This is a genomic window from Aequorivita capsosiphonis DSM 23843 (genome assembly GCF_000429125.1).
GTDB lineage: Bacteria > Bacteroidota > Bacteroidia > Flavobacteriales > Flavobacteriaceae > Aequorivita > Aequorivita capsosiphonis.
In genome coordinates this window covers 120,511-135,268 of the sequence record NZ_AUBG01000011.1, presented here as the reverse complement: position 1 = coordinate 135,268, position 14,758 = coordinate 120,511, and the positions used below count along the sequence as shown (strand labels likewise).

Sequence of the window (14,758 nt, the reverse complement as noted above, 5' to 3'; positions counted from 1 at the left end):
GTCCTCCCTTTTGAAAATAGTATCTTGCCTTCCAAATTTCTTACAACTATGATGCAATGGGAACAATTGCTTTCACTGCGAAAGCACGGAGATAAAAACAAAAGATTACGTGCGGAGGAGAACGAAACCCGCTTGGGCTTTGAAGTGGATTACGACCGTGTTATTTTTTCTTCGGCCTTTAGAAGTTTACAGGATAAGACGCAGGTAATTCCGTTTTCAAAAACTTCGTTCGTGCATACAAGATTGACCCATAGTTTGGAAGTTTCAGTTGTTGGTCGATCGTTGGGAAGAGCGGTGGGGAAGGCAATTCTTAAAAAACATCCGCATTTAGAGAAAGCACACGGGTATCAATTCAATGATTTTGGCGCAATTGTCGCTGCCGCTGCCTTGGCGCACGATATTGGGAATCCACCATTTGGACATAGTGGCGAAAAGGCGATTGGCGATTATTTTCTTAACGGAAATGGGAAACGTTTTAGGGATATGCTTACTGAAAAGGAATATCAGGATCTGGTAGATTTTGAAGGAAATGCCAACGGCTTTAAAATTTTAACCGAATCTAAAAATGGGGTTGAAGGAGGTCTAAGGTTGACTTATGCGACTTTGGGAGCGTTTATGAAATATCCCAAAGAGTCACTTCCCAAAAGACCTACAGACCACGTTGCGGACAAAAAATATGGGGTTTTTCAAAGTGATCTAGCTTTTTTTAATGATGTAATTTCAGAACTTGGTTTGCTGTCCCGAAATAATGGAGATGGTTTTGCGCGCCATCCATTAACGTATTTAGTGGAAGCTGCAGACGATATTTGTTATACTATTATCGATTTTGAAGATGGAATTAATCTAGGCTTGATTGAAGAAGAGATAGCACTGGAATATTTAATCAATTTAGTAAGGAATACGTTGAAGAAGGATGTCTATTCAAGATTGACAACTTCACAGAATAGATTGGCATACCTTCGTTCTCTGGCTATCAACACCTTAATTTCTGAGGCGACTACTATTTTTATTGAAAATGAGGAAGCGATATTGAACGGTACTTTTTCCGAAGCATTATTAGATAAAAGTCAATACAAGGTTCAGGTAGATGACATCATAAAAATAAGTGTTGAAAAGGTCTATCAAAGCACTGAAGTAAGGGAAAAGGAAATTGCGGGGTATACCATCCTTACAACTTTATTAGAGGCATTTACCACAGCTTCTGAAAATCAACATAATGGACAGGCGCGTCACTACGACAAATTATTGCTGAAAATGTTGGCCAGTGATCATTCGAGCACCCAATCAGTCTATGAATATTTGATGGAATGTTGCAGCTATATTTCCCGACTGACGGATGGAAACGCACTTCAGATTTTCCAAAAAATAAAGGGAAATTTATAAGGAAAATTTATTTTTTGTGTTAAATACTAATTTTTTTGCATGTGAAGCGGTGTTTTTGTGATAACTTTAGGTTTGCAAAATGACTTTAATTTGTCATTACTTAATTAAACTTAAAATTATTATGAAAAAAATTATCTACTTCATAGTTTTTTTTGCATTCAATTTTTCCTTTGCGCAAGAGTATTCTTCCACGGTAAAATCGTATTTGCAAAATAATCTATCACAATTTTCCTTACAGGCCCAAGATGTCGCTGATATTCAGGTTGCTTCTGAAAGCTACTCCAGTAGCCTAAAGGCTACTACCGTTTATGTGGAGCAGCGTCACGCCGGTATTAAGGTGTTCAATTCTACTTCGCCTTTTGTTTTAAAAGCTGGGGCTGTGGTTACGGCTAAAATTTCCTTTATTCAAGATCTAACTTCAAAAGTAAACACAAGCACTCCAGTAATATCCGCAGAGATGGCGATTTCAAAAGCTGCCGGAGCACTGGGATTGGGTTCACCTGTTGGCTTGAATTTACTTACAACGGAACCAGGAAATAAATTTATCTTTTCCGATGGCAATATTTCATTGGAGAAAATCCCCGTGCAGTTGGTCTATCAAAAAATTGAGAACACGAACGCTGTTAGGTTAGCTTGGGATTTAAGTATTTATTTGCTTGATGCGAGCCATTATTACAACGTTCGTATTGACGCTGTAACAGGAGCGCTTTTAGAGAAGATGGATTGGGTTTCGCAGTGCGAGCTTCCCGATTTTTCTACAAAGCCCAATGTTTCAAAAAATAACGAAAGCGTTTTGTTTGAAAACCAAGGTTTAGTTAAAAGACCCATCCTGGTCGATGCGCAATATAGAGTTTTTAAATTGCCCTTGAGAAATCCTGATGATGGACCGGATACATTGGTGATAACTCCTGAAGATGCCACAGCCTCTCCTTTTGGATGGCATGATACGGATGGTGTTGAGGGTGCAGAATATACCATTACACGAGGAAATAATGCCTATGCTTATGCGGATTTGTGTGATACCAATTCAGGACCTTCTCCTGACGGCGGTCCTTCCTTGAATTTTGATTTTCCTTTTAATTTGCCACAATCTCCAGCCAGCTTTAGAGAGGCTTCCACGGTAAATCTATTTTATTTAAATAATAAAATTCACGATATAACCTATCAATACGGTTTTGATGAGACTAGTGGAAATTTTCAACACAATACTTATGGAAATGGCGGTAATGGAAATGACGCAGTAAACGCTGAATCACAAGACGGCGGTGGAACCAATAATGCCAACTTTGGAACTCCGCCAGATGGGAGTAGTCCAAGAATGCAGATGTATATTTGGACGAGTGGTGGTGGTGGCCCCATTGCAGATATCTTTTCGATTAATAGTGGCCCATTGGCAGGGGTCTATAGTGGTGTTCCTGCAAATTTTGGCGCTGGTATTCCCCTAAATTTGACCCAAGATTTGGTGTTAATAGAAGATGATAATGCCGGTACTTCTACTGATTCGCACGATGGTTGTGACAATATCACCAACGGTGGCGCTCTCAATGGTAAAATTGCAGTGATAAGAAGAGGTGAATGTGAATTCGGATTTAAGGTATTGGCAGCCGAAAATAATGGTGCCGTTGCCGTAATTATAGTAAATAATGAAGCGGGTACACCACCTGTTATGGGGGGCGGAGATGTGGGATGTCAAGTAACAATCCCTGCTTTTGCAATTTCTGATGTTGACGGGGAACCTATAATTACCGAATTACAAGATTCAAATTCAGTAAACGGAACATTAAACGGAACTAATGTACCTATTGGTGTTGATGGGGATCTTGATGCTGAAATTGTTATTCATGAATATACCCACGGGATATCAAATAGACTTACCGGTGGTAGGTTTAATACGAGTTGTCTTCAAAATGAAGAACAAATGGGAGAGGGCTGGAGCGATTATTTGGCATTAGTCATGACTATTTATGATGGGGATCAAAGAGAAGACGTACGCGGTATGGCTTCTTACGCATCAGGAAATCCCAATGGCATTAGAACGTATCCTTATAGTACCGATTTTACAATAAACCCGCATACATATGATAGTATAAAAGTAGAAGTTGCTCCCCACGGGGTAGGTTCCGTATGGGCGGCCATGCTTTGGGAAATGACTTGGGATTTAATTGATGAATATGGTTATGATTCTGATATCTATAATGGTTCTGGTGGTAATAATATCGCGCTGCAATTAGTAATGGACGGTCTTAAATTGCAACCGTGTAGCCCAGGATTTGTGGATGGCAGGGATGCTATTCTTGAAGCCGATGAAATTGCCAATAACGGTGAAAATAGATGCCTAATCTGGCGTGCTTTTGCTAGAAGAGGTCTGGGCCTTAGTGCCAGTCAGGGTAGTTCTAATAGTAAAACAGATGGCACCGAAGCTTTTGATGTGCCAGTGGAATGTGATTTGGGAGTAAATGACAACGGAAGTATTGACAATAACTTTATTATATACCCCAATCCTTCTAATGGACAAATTTACATCAAATCTAAATTGGATGTTGGCAATGCTACTATCTCCATTTTTGATGTTAATGGAAGAAAAGTTTTTGACCAGCAGCTAGAACTAAACTATATTAGAAATATTGATGCCAATAAACTGGATTCAGGTATTTACCTAATACGTATAGATGGGGGTGGTTTTACTCAAACGGCCAAGTTGATTATAAATTAAAGCAGTTTAATATTCCTTAAACAATAGAAAGAGGTCTTTTTTGGAGGCCTCTTTTTTTTTTCGACTGTAAAAATGAAAAAAGCGTGGAACATTATCGTTTTGAAGAACAAAAATCGAAATAACGTCTATTTTTGAACTGCTAAAATGTTAAAACTCATTTTGTAGCGGGCTTTATCACATGTTTTATGATATTTTTATCAATTCTAAAATAAAACATTTTAAATTATCAATTTTTTATCAAATTACCGATTATTTACTTACCTAAAACTTAATTTTAAACTTATGAAAAAAGTTCTTTACTTACTTATCATTTTTGCTGTAAACTTGTCTTTTGCACAGGATTACAATGGGGTGGTAAAAACGTATCTTCAACAAAATTTAACAGAAAATTCCCTAAAGCAGCAGGATGTATCAGACATTTCAATTGCTTCGCAGAGTTTCTCGAAAAGCATGCAAGTTCAAAACTTATATGTAGAGCAGCGCCATAATGGTATTAAGGTGTATAATTCCACTTCTCCGTTTGTCTTAAAAGATGGCGAGGTTATAAGTGCGAAATTATCGTTTACGGAGAATATTGCAGCAAAGATTAACGCATCATCTCCTTCTATCACCGCAGTAAATGCTATTTCGAAGGCCGCAAATGCACTGGGACTTGAAAATCCTTCAAGCCTTAATTTAATTGAAGCTGTTTCAGACAACAGCTATATCTTTTCAAACGGAAACATTTCACTTGAGAATATTCCAGTAGAATTGGTTTACCAAAGAGTGGAAGAGACAGGCGCTTTAAAACTAGCTTGGGATTTAAGTATTTATCTTAAGGACGCAAGCCACTATTATAATGTACGTATAGACGCACTTACTGGAACACTTTTGGAAACGAACGACTGGGTTGTTAGCTGTAACTTTGACGGTGCCGAAGGTTCACACGATCACGGTACTATGGATAGTGTTCTTTTTGGAAACAAGAAAGTGGAAAATGCAGCGCGCACATTGGGAGATGGTGCTTCATATAGAGTTTTCCCATTACCTTTAATTTCTCCTAACGAAGGATCAGACGCTATCGTTACAGATCCTGCAGATGCTATTGCTTCTCCTTTTGGATGGCATGACTATGATGGTGTTCCTGGACCAGAATTCGAAGTAACACGTGGTAATAATGTATTGGCAAATGAAGATAGAAACGGTAATAACGGTCCTGGCGCCACTGCCGATGGTGGTCCAACACTTACATTCGACTTTCCTTTTGAGCTTCCTCGTTCGCCACTAGCTTTTCAGGATGGGGCCATTACAAATCTTTTTTACATGAATAACATGATTCATGATATTATGTATCATTATGGTTTTGATGAGGAAGGTGGAAACTTTCAAAAAAATAATTACGGCAATGGTGGTGCCGGTAATGACTTCGTTGTTGCAGATGCACAAGATGGAAGTGGAATGAACAATGCTAATTTTGCTACACCTCCAGATGGTGGTGCACCAAGAATGCAAATGTATCTTTGGTCTGCCCCAGGATCCGTGTTGTCTCCTTATCTTACCGTAAATGACGGGCCTTTAGCAGGACAGTATTATGCTTTTGATTCAAATTTTGCACCACCAGTTCCAACGTCTGGAATAACAGCAGATCTGGTTGTTGTTAATGACGATAGTGGCGAGCCTACAGACGGTTGTGGTACTATTACCAATGCTGCCGACTTGGATGGAAATATTGCAGTTATCCGAAGAGGTACCTGTAGCTATAATGTTAAAGTTCTGGGTGCGCAAAACGCAGGTGCAGTTGCTGTAATAGTTGTGAACGATGTAAGTGGAGATCCAATAGTTATGGGTGGAAACGGTTCATCTATCACTATTCCTGCAGTTATGATCTATCAAACAGATGGAGAAGCTTTAATCACTTCTCTTTTAGATGGAGACACAATTAATGCAACACTAAAAGATGACGGTACTGGAAATGATCCTTTCCAAAGAGACGGTGATCTTGACAATGTTATTGTTGCTCACGAATATGGACACGGTATCTCTAACCGTTTAACAGGCGGTCCTGCTCAAGCTAACTGTCTTCAAAATCAAGAGCAAATGGGTGAAGGTTGGAGTGATTATTTTGCACTAATGATAACCATGAAGCCTAACGAGACAAGAGATTTTTCGCGTGGAATTGCAACCTATGTTGTAGGTGAAGGAATAGGAGGAAAAGGAATAAGAACAAAAAAATATAGTCCTGACTTCGATGTAAACAACTTTACCTATAATAGTATAAAGTCTCAAGTAGCGCCCCACGGAGTTGGTTCTGTATGGGCAACGATGCTTTGGGATTTAACTTGGGATTTGATTGACGAATACGGTTTTGATCCAGATATTAAAAGTGGAACAGGTGGAAATAACATTGCCTTACAACTTGTTATGGACGGCTTAAAGCTTCAAGCTTGTAGCCCTGGATTTGTTGATGGGCGTGACGCTATTTTAGAAGCTGACGAACTTGTTAATGGTGGTGCAAATAGATGTATTATTTGGCGTGCTTTTGCCAAGCGTGGTCTTGGTGTAAGTGCGAGTCAAGGAAGCTCAAACAGCAAGAATGACGGAACAGAAGCATTTGACGTTCCGGCAGATTGTGAATTAGGAGTTTCTGACAACGGCAACACTGAAAATATTTTTGTTGTATATCCTAATCCTTCAAACGGAGAACTTAATATTAAGTCTCGTGTGGATGTAGGTGAAGCTACCATCTCAATCTTTGATATGAATGGAAGAAAAGTTTTCAATCAAAAAGTTGAAATCCATCAATCAGCAACTATCAATGCAACCGGTCTAAATTCGGGTATTTATATAATGCAGATTGACGGTGCGAATCGCTCACAAACAACTAAGTTGATTATCAACTAAGAATAAAAGTTAGTTTGACATATAAAAGAGGCTCAATCGAGCCTCTTTTTTTATAAATATTTTTGAAGGGATTTATTTATTTCTTCTGAAGAGATACCGGCTATATTTTGCAGTTCAGCAGTAGTTCCATGTTCGGGAAATACATCTGGAATCCCTATAACTTCAATGCGATTTTTGTACTGATTTTTTGCAGCGAAGGAAGTAATTGTCGTTCCTAATCCTCCTACTAAAGTGCCATCTTCAACAGTGATTATGTTTTCGTATTTTTTGAAGACGCGATGAAGTATGTCTTCGTCCAAAGGTTTTAAGAAGCGCATATCTACACAGCCAATTTCATCTTCTTGTTCAGGAGATAGCATTTCAATAGCCTTAACTGCGTTGCCAGCCATAGTTCCTATGGTCAATACTGCAATTGTAGTACCTTCTTTTATAACTTCGGCTTTTCCAATTTCAATATTGCTAAAGGGTTTTTGCCAATCGAGCATACTTCCTCTTCCACGAGGATAACGAATAAATATGGGTAGATCTAAACCTAATTGGGCGGTAAATAGAATGTTTCGCAGTTCAACCTCGTTGCGTGGAGCAAAAATGATGAGGTTTGGAATGCAGTTTAAAAATGCCAAGTCGAAAATACCGTGATGTGTGGGGCCATCTTCCCCAACCATTCCTGCACGATCTAAACAGAAAATAACTGGTATTTTCTGTAAGCAAACGTCGTGTATTACCTGATCATAGGCACGTTGTAAAAAGGTAGAATAGATGTTACAGAAAACAATAAATCCTTGCGTTGCGAGTCCAGCAGCAAATGTAACTGCGTGTTGTTCTGCGATACCAACATCAAAGGCCCTCTCTGGGAAGATATCCATCATATATCTCAAAGAACTTCCCGTTGGCATTGCTGGAGTGATACCGATGATCTTTTTATTTTTTTCTGCAAGTTCCACGATGGTTTTCCCAAAAACATCCTGAAATTTCGGAGGTTGTAAAACATTAGTTTTTGGGGCAAGATCTCCTGTGAGTGCGTCAAATTTTCCTGGAGCGTGATAAACAACTTGATTCTCTTCGGCTTGTTTTAAGCCTTTGCCTTTTTTTGTGATTATATGAAGGAGTTTGGGGCCTGAAATATGTTTCAATCTTTCCAGTTCTGAGATTAGAAGATTGATATCATGGCCGTCAATAGGGCCGGAGTAATTAAAATTGAGTGCTTCAAAAATATTGTCAGTTTCAACAACAGCATTCGTTTTAACCTTGGTTAAATATTCCTTTAAAGCACCTACACTTGGGTCAATGCCAATAGCATTATCATTTAAAATCACCAAGAGGTTAGTGTCTGTTACTCCTGCGTGGTTTAAAGCTTCGAAGGCGATTCCACTAGCTATGGATGCATCGCCAACTACTGCAATATGTTGTTTGTTTATTTCGCCTTTTAACTTGGAGGCAAGCGCCATCCCAAGGGCTGCTGAAATAGCGGTACTGCTGTGGCCAACACCAAAAGTATCATACTCACTTTCGCTGAGCTTAGGGAAACCACTGATGCCCCCCAACTGCCTGTTTGTGTCAAAAATTTCCTTACGGCCAGTCAGTATTTTATGGCCATAGGCTTGGTGGCCAACATCCCAAACCAAAATATCATCAGGTGTGTTAAATACGTAATGCAAAGCGATTGTGAGTTCAACCACGCCTAGACTAGCGCCTAGATGGCCTTCTTTAGTGGCGACAATATTAATGATAAACCCACGTAGTTCGCGCGCTAATTGCGGCAATTTTTCCTGAGGAACCTTCCGAAGTTGGTCTGGAAATTTAATTGTTTTTAGTATGCTCTCTGTCATAGAACAAAGATACATCATTAGGTTTTTGCCGATTTGCTATTTTAAAAAAATACACATCGGCAAAAACATAATTTTTAATCCTTTTTTGGATTTAATTCCCCAAGGCTCTGCCTCGCATTTTTTTTGGAGTTTGGAGTTTGTCATTTTGGAATTTGAATACCTCGCGGACTCTGCTCTGAGGTAATTTATTTTAGACCACTGATTACTGATTACTGATTACTGTTTAAAGTGTTTCAGCGTCCGTCATTTCAAGATGAATAGGCGAAATATGCACCCGCTTTTCTTTAATATCCAGCTTGTCGCCATTGGCTAAAATATGTGTTTTAAGGTTGGTTATGGACATAGGAGCGCCTTCTTCTACTGAATCGCGATTGTTGTGAATCAGTCTGCGTGGATCAAAAAGAATTACCATTCCGGAACCGATTACTTCACATTCGTTACAGTTTTTGATGACTAAACCAGTATCCTCGGCCAAGCCAATTCCTACTTTCATAGGAAATCGAGCAACTGCCTCGGCTAATCTACCAAAACGACCACGACGGATAAAATGTGAATCAATAATAAAATTCGGTATAAAGCCCATGCCATTTCCCATGGAAACTGCGCCTTTGGTAAATGCTTCCTGCACACCACCACCCGTAATCATTTCCTCGCTCATGCACATAGCGCCTGCACTGGTTCCAGCAATTATGAAATCTTCGTTTTTGTATTTATCTTTTATAATTTGATCCAGCTTAGTTCCTCCAATATATTTCACTATTTTAGATTGATCACCGCCAGAGAACATAACACAGTTGGCCTTTTTCATCAACTTTAAAAAGACTGGGCTATCTGCATCTTCTCGGCTCCTAATGTCCATAACATGTACATTATTACAGCCTAATTTATTAAATGCATCCCGATAATTACTACTAACTTCAACAGGGATACTTGATGCCGTGGGAATTACTATTATTAGGGAATCATTCCCACCACTTTCCCGTACTACTCTAGAGAGAATACCTTCCTGAATATATTCTAATGTATATCTTTCGTTTTCTCCGTTTCCTTTATCTTCATTTCCACCTATGGGAATCAAAGTGCCTTTTACGCTCATGAATTTATTTAATTTGTGGGCAAAAATACGCTAATTGTTAGAAAAATTAATCATATATTTATCAAATTCATTCAAAACAAACTAAACCTTCAACATATGCGAATTAGAGAAATCAACGCCATGCGGGGGCCAAACTATTGGTCTATACGTCGTCATAAATTAATAGTAATGGTTCTGGACCTAGAAGAAATGGAAGAATTACCTTCCAATAAAGTTGAAGGTTTTAGTGATAGATTACAAGCAATGTTTCCAACAATGTACAGTCATCGTTGTAGTGTTGGCGAAGCAGGAGGCTTTTTCAAACGAGTTGAAGACGGCACTTGGATGGGTCATATTATAGAGCATATTGCACTGGAAATTCAGACCTTGGCAGATATGGATACCGGTTTCGGTAGAACACGCGATTATGGTGAAAAAGGTGTGTATAATGTGGTGTTCAGTTATATTGAAGAAAATGTGGGACGCTTTGCAGCAAAAGCCGCTGTTGATGTTTGTCAAGCCTTGATAGATGGAAAAGAATATAATTTGGAGGCCGATATTCAAACCATGCGTGAAATTCGTGAAAGTGAACGTCTTGGACCAAGTACGGGTTCCATTGTGGAAGAAGCGGAAAGCAGAGGAATTCCATGGATTCGTTTAAATAAATATTCACTTTGCCAATTAGGCTATGGTGCAAACCAAAAAAGAATACAGGCCACTGTTACTTCAGAAACTAGCAGTATTGGTGTGGAAATAGCCTGCGACAAAGAAGATACAAAATACCTTTTGGAACAGGCTGAAGTTCAAGTGCCACGCGGCGACATTATTTCACGCGAAAGCAGTCTTGAGGAAGCTTGTAGTTATGTGCGTTATCCTTTAGTAGTGAAGCCTATTGACGGCAACCACGGACGTGGGATTACGGTGAATATTAATAATTATGACGATGCCTTAGTTGCATTTCGCGAAGCGAAGGAAATTTCGAATAAAGTAATCATTGAAAAATATATTACCGGCGAAGATTATCGTTTGCTGGTAATAAACAACGTGCTGGTGGCTGCTGCGAAAAGAACGCCTGCAAATGTTGTAGGTGATGGAAAATCGACCATTACCGAATTAGTGGATGAGGTAAATAAAGATCCGCGTCGTGGTTATGGTCATGAAAATGTGCTTACCAAAATAACCATTAACAATCTTACCAAAACTATTATAGCCGCTAAAGGTTATACTGAAGACTCCATCCCACCAAAAGATGAAGTTGTACTTTTAAAAGATACGGCAAACCTTAGCACAGGCGGAACAGCTGAAGATGTTACAGATATTGTACACCCTTCAAATGTTTCCATGGCCGAACGCATTTCAAAAATAATAGACCTTGACATCTGTGGAATTGATATTATGACTACAGACATCAGTCAGCCTTTAGAAGATACTGGCGGAGCAGTATTGGAAGTGAACGCAGGTCCAGGTTTCAGAATGCACTTGGCACCTACTATCGGTTTACCGCGAAATGTTGCCGCTCCCGTGGTAGACAAATTATTTCCAAATCATGGAGATACAGGTAGAATTCCAATAATAGCTGTTACGGGAACCAATGGAAAAACTACAACTACTCGTTTAATTGCCCACATTGCAAAAATGAAAGGCCATCGTGTAGGTTACACTACTAGTGACGGGGTTTATATTCAGAATAGATTATTAATGAAAGGCGACTGTACAGGTCCTGCAAGTGCAGAGTTTGTATTAAAGGATCCAACCGTCAATTTTGCAGTTTTAGAGTGTGCTCGAGGTGGATTATTACGTGCCGGTCTCGGTTTTAAAAAATGTGATGTTGCCATTGTAACTAATGTGGCGGCAGACCATTTGGGGTTGAAAGGTATTCATACCATAGAACAACTCGCCAAGGCAAAAGGTGTAATTCCAGAAACTGTTTTGCCAGAAGGCTATGCAATTTTAAACGCCGATGACGATTTGGTTTTCGAAATGCGAAGAAGCATTAGTAGCAACCTTGCTCTATTCTCCATGGATGAGGAAAACCCGAGAATAAAAGCACTTCAAAAACTAGGTGGAATTACGGCAATTTACGAAAACGGGTATGTTACACTATGCCGTGGCACTTGGAAAATGCGCGTTATGAAAGCGGAAGATATTCCGTTAACTTATGGAGGAAAGGCGACTTTTATGATTCAAAATATTCTTCCAGCAGTTATTGCAGCAAATATCCGTGGCATTGGCATGGAAGATATTAAAATAGCTTTGCAAACTTTTATTCCATCGGCATCGCAAACTCCAGGTAGGTTGAATTTGTTTGAGTTTGAAAACTTCACAATTTTACTTGATTATGCACATAATCCCGCAGGAATGCGAGCTCTACAGAAATTTACCGATAACCTTGAAGCCACTGTAAAAGTTGGAATTATTGCCGGAGTGGGTGATAGAAGGGAAGAGGATACCAACGAGCTTGGAAGTATTGCTGCTGAAATGTTTGATGAAATAATCATACGCCAGGATAAGCATTTGAGAGGAAAATCTGAGGAAGCACTTATCAAAATGCTTAATGATGGAATCCAAATGAAGGATCCAAACAAAAAAACAACTATTATCCCTTCCGAAAAAGAAGCCATAACCTACGCAGTAAAGAATGCGAAAAAAGGTTCTTTGATTGTTTTATGTAGTGATGTAATTCCCGATGCCTTGGATTTAGTGATGAAATTTAAGGAAATGGAAAGTAATGGAAAATTGGTTTTTACTGAATAGTTTAACTTAAAAGAAATAGATGAAAATAAGAAAAATGACCATTATTATGATTTTTGTTGGATTGGCATTCAGTTCCTGTAAAAATCAAGATTCAAAAAAGAACGCAACGGAAACTGATAAAATAGAGTCTGCAGAAGCAGTAATTACCCCGGAATTTGAAAATGAAATTAACGATGCTCAATTAGTCGCTACAGTGAAGGATTACATAACGACCACATATTTGACTGAAGCCGATTTACGTGCCATACCAGAAGACCAAAGAAAATTTCAAATCGAACAATTAGATCTGAATGATGACGGAAAAAAAGAAGTATTTGTCAATTTTATGTCGCCTTATTTCTGCGGAACGGGAGGTTGTAGTATTGTGTTGCTGAACAAACAAATTGAGCCTATTACTAAATTTACCGTAACTAGAACGCCACTTTATATTGAGCGATCCATGGAAAACGGATGGAGACCTATACTGACGCAGTCCGAGGGAAAGTGGAGAAAACTTATTTATAAAGACGGTTCGTACCCTTCAAACCCATCGGTAGTAGAAGTAAGTAAGAACGGCCCAAGTGAAGGATCTGATATTCTTTTTGGTGATGATAAAAACGAACTGGAAACTTATAATTTTTAAAATGAAAATTGAGTTAAACTACTGATTGTGAATAGTCAACATTCAGTAGTTTAATTATACTCGGCAGAATAAAAGGAATAGTTATGAACTATTTTGTGTCTTAAGCCTGAGCTACAACAGCTGTCTTCCTCTTATAAATTCCAAAGAAAAGAATATATAAATAACAAGCTATTACCAGCAGTAACGCAACTTTAAACCCAACGTTGTCCGTTAAAAAACCATAAGCTGGCGGAATTACCGCGCCTCCAACAATTGCCATACAGAGCAAACCGGAAGCTTGAGGTTTTAAATCGCCCAGGCCATCAATGGTTAATGCAAAAATAGTTGGGAACATTATTGAGTTAAAAAGCCCTACAGCAAGAATGGACCACATGGCTGTTAAACCTCCTGTATTCATTGAAATTAACAACATCAACACGGCCAAAAAGGCAAAAACTGATAGTACTTTGGTTGGAGCCATTATTTTAGTCAAATAAGCTCCAATAAACCGTCCAACCATAGCGCCACTCCAATAAAATAAAACGAAGGCGCCAACAATTGCTTTGGGGTCAATGGAATTTAAATCGGTGTTTAAAAGACTCTCAGCAATGTATTTCATAGTTTCGTTTTGCAGAATTACTTCGGAAAGATTCATGCTGGTGAAATAATTTACCAAATAACTACCTATGGCAACTTCTGCACCTACGTAAACAAAAATACCAAGTGCGCCCATCATTACAATTTTATTTTTCAGCAATTTTCCGTAGCCTCCAACTGGACTTTTCTCCAAAATCGTCGGAAGCTTTATAAATACGAACATGAGTGCCAATAATCCAATGAACGAAGCGATATATAAAAATGGTGTTTGTACCGCAGAAGCTTCCGAAACGTAATAGGAACTTCTATCGATCTCTGTCAACCCTAAAATTTCTTCTGAAGATTTTATAGTGTCGCTCAATAAAAAAGAAGCTCCAATTATAGGTGCAATTGCTGTTCCTAGAGAATTAAAGGCTTGGGAAAGGTTTAACCTACTTGAGGCGCCATCTTCACTTCCCAGTACGGAAACATATGGATTGGCCGCTACCTGCAAAATGGTAATTCCGCCAGCTAATGTGAAATAGGCGACCAAAAATATCCAAAATACCCTTTCGGAAGCGGCGGGATAAAACAGTAGGCAACCCACGGCCATAGTGCCTAAACCAACAATAATTCCTTTTTGATATCCGATTCGCGAAAGCAAAGCTCCAGCCGGAACTGAAATCACCAAATAAGCCAAAAAGAAAGCAAACTGTACCAAGCCAGCCTGAAAGTAACTGAGCTCAAAAACATCTTTTAATCTGGGAACTAGACTATCGACTAAAACCGTGATAAACCCCCAGAGGAAGAATAGAACGGTAACAGTGATAAATGCGGCGCGGAAGGATTTTTTTTCGGTCATAGCAGTATTGTGCATTTTTCTCTGTGTCCTCTGTTCCTCCGTGGTGTTAGTTTACCACAGAAACACAGAGGCACAGAGGACGCGG

8 protein-coding genes are annotated in these 14,758 nt (G+C 39.1%); 5 read left to right on the top strand and 3 right to left on the bottom strand.

From position 1 onward, the window contains the following. Nucleotides 1-51 precede the first annotated feature (51 nt). From G440_RS0109740 to G440_RS0109730, 3 genes are all read left to right on the top strand, one after another. A complete protein-coding gene (locus tag G440_RS0109740; RefSeq protein ID WP_026451133.1) occupies nucleotides 52-1,383 on the top strand; it encodes a deoxyguanosinetriphosphate triphosphohydrolase in 1,332 nt (443 codons plus the stop codon). Between the two features lie 121 nt (nucleotides 1,384-1,504). Beyond that, nucleotides 1,505-4,096 carry a T9SS-dependent M36 family metallopeptidase gene (locus G440_RS19780; RefSeq protein ID WP_084426703.1) on the top strand — a complete coding sequence of 864 codons (2,592 nt, stop codon included), beginning with the start codon at nucleotides 1,505-1,507 and terminating at the stop codon, nucleotides 4,094-4,096. Nucleotides 4,097-4,378: 282 nt separating this feature from the next. Next, on the top strand, nucleotides 4,379-6,976 hold the full coding sequence (locus G440_RS0109730; RefSeq protein WP_026451132.1) for a T9SS-dependent M36 family metallopeptidase: 2,598 nt from the start codon (nucleotides 4,379-4,381) through the stop codon (nucleotides 6,974-6,976). Between the two features lie 50 nt (nucleotides 6,977-7,026). Here the strand turns inward: G440_RS0109730 and G440_RS0109725 are convergent, their stop codons facing one another. Together G440_RS0109725 and G440_RS0109720 are read right to left on the bottom strand one after the other, a co-directional pair. After that, nucleotides 7,027-8,805, bottom strand: coding sequence for a 1-deoxy-D-xylulose-5-phosphate synthase (locus G440_RS0109725; protein WP_026451131.1), 1,779 nt, complete (start codon nucleotides 8,803-8,805; stop codon nucleotides 7,027-7,029). A 223-nt stretch (nucleotides 8,806-9,028) separates the two neighbouring features. Then, nucleotides 9,029-9,901: a cyanophycinase gene (locus G440_RS0109720; protein WP_026451130.1), complete on the bottom strand. Its 873-nt coding sequence runs from the start codon at nucleotides 9,899-9,901 to the stop codon at nucleotides 9,029-9,031. Between the two features lie 96 nt (nucleotides 9,902-9,997). Between G440_RS0109720 and cphA the strand changes: the two genes are divergently transcribed. After that, on the top strand, nucleotides 9,998-12,634 hold the full coding sequence (cphA, locus tag G440_RS0109715) for a cyanophycin synthetase (protein ID WP_026451129.1): 2,637 nt from the start codon (nucleotides 9,998-10,000) through the stop codon (nucleotides 12,632-12,634). 19 nt (nucleotides 12,635-12,653) lie between these two features. Continuing rightward, complete coding sequence (locus G440_RS20675; RefSeq protein ID WP_051285271.1) at nucleotides 12,654-13,256, top strand: hypothetical protein; 603 nt, start codon at nucleotides 12,654-12,656, stop codon at nucleotides 13,254-13,256. A gap of 100 nt (nucleotides 13,257-13,356) precedes the next feature. Here G440_RS20675 and G440_RS0109705 read toward each other — a convergent pair whose 3' ends face one another. Next, on the bottom strand, nucleotides 13,357-14,673 hold the full coding sequence (locus G440_RS0109705) for a sugar MFS transporter (RefSeq protein WP_034259359.1): 1,317 nt from the start codon (nucleotides 14,671-14,673) through the stop codon (nucleotides 13,357-13,359). Nucleotides 14,674-14,758: the final 85 nt, after the last annotated feature.

What these genes read in the sequence shown, in the direction of transcription:
- G440_RS0109740 (WP_026451133.1), top strand. Translation starts at nt 52, where the DNA reads ATGCAATGGGAACAATTGCTTTCACTGCGAAAGCACGGAGATAAAAAC.
- G440_RS19780 (WP_084426703.1), top strand. Translation starts at nt 1,505, where the DNA reads ATGAAAAAAATTATCTACTTCATAGTTTTTTTTGCATTCAATTTTTCC.
- G440_RS0109725 (WP_026451131.1), bottom strand. Translation starts at nt 8,805, where the DNA reads ATGACAGAGAGCATACTAAAAACAATTAAATTTCCAGACCAACTTCGG.
- cphA (WP_026451129.1), top strand. Translation starts at nt 9,998, where the DNA reads ATGCGAATTAGAGAAATCAACGCCATGCGGGGGCCAAACTATTGGTCT.
- G440_RS0109730 (WP_026451132.1), top strand. Translation starts at nt 4,379, where the DNA reads ATGAAAAAAGTTCTTTACTTACTTATCATTTTTGCTGTAAACTTGTCT.
- G440_RS0109705 (WP_034259359.1), bottom strand. Translation starts at nt 14,673, where the DNA reads ATGACCGAAAAAAAATCCTTCCGCGCCGCATTTATCACTGTTACCGTT.
- G440_RS20675 (WP_051285271.1), top strand. Translation starts at nt 12,654, where the DNA reads ATGAAAATAAGAAAAATGACCATTATTATGATTTTTGTTGGATTGGCA.
- G440_RS0109720 (WP_026451130.1), bottom strand. Translation starts at nt 9,901, where the DNA reads ATGAGCGTAAAAGGCACTTTGATTCCCATAGGTGGAAATGAAGATAAA.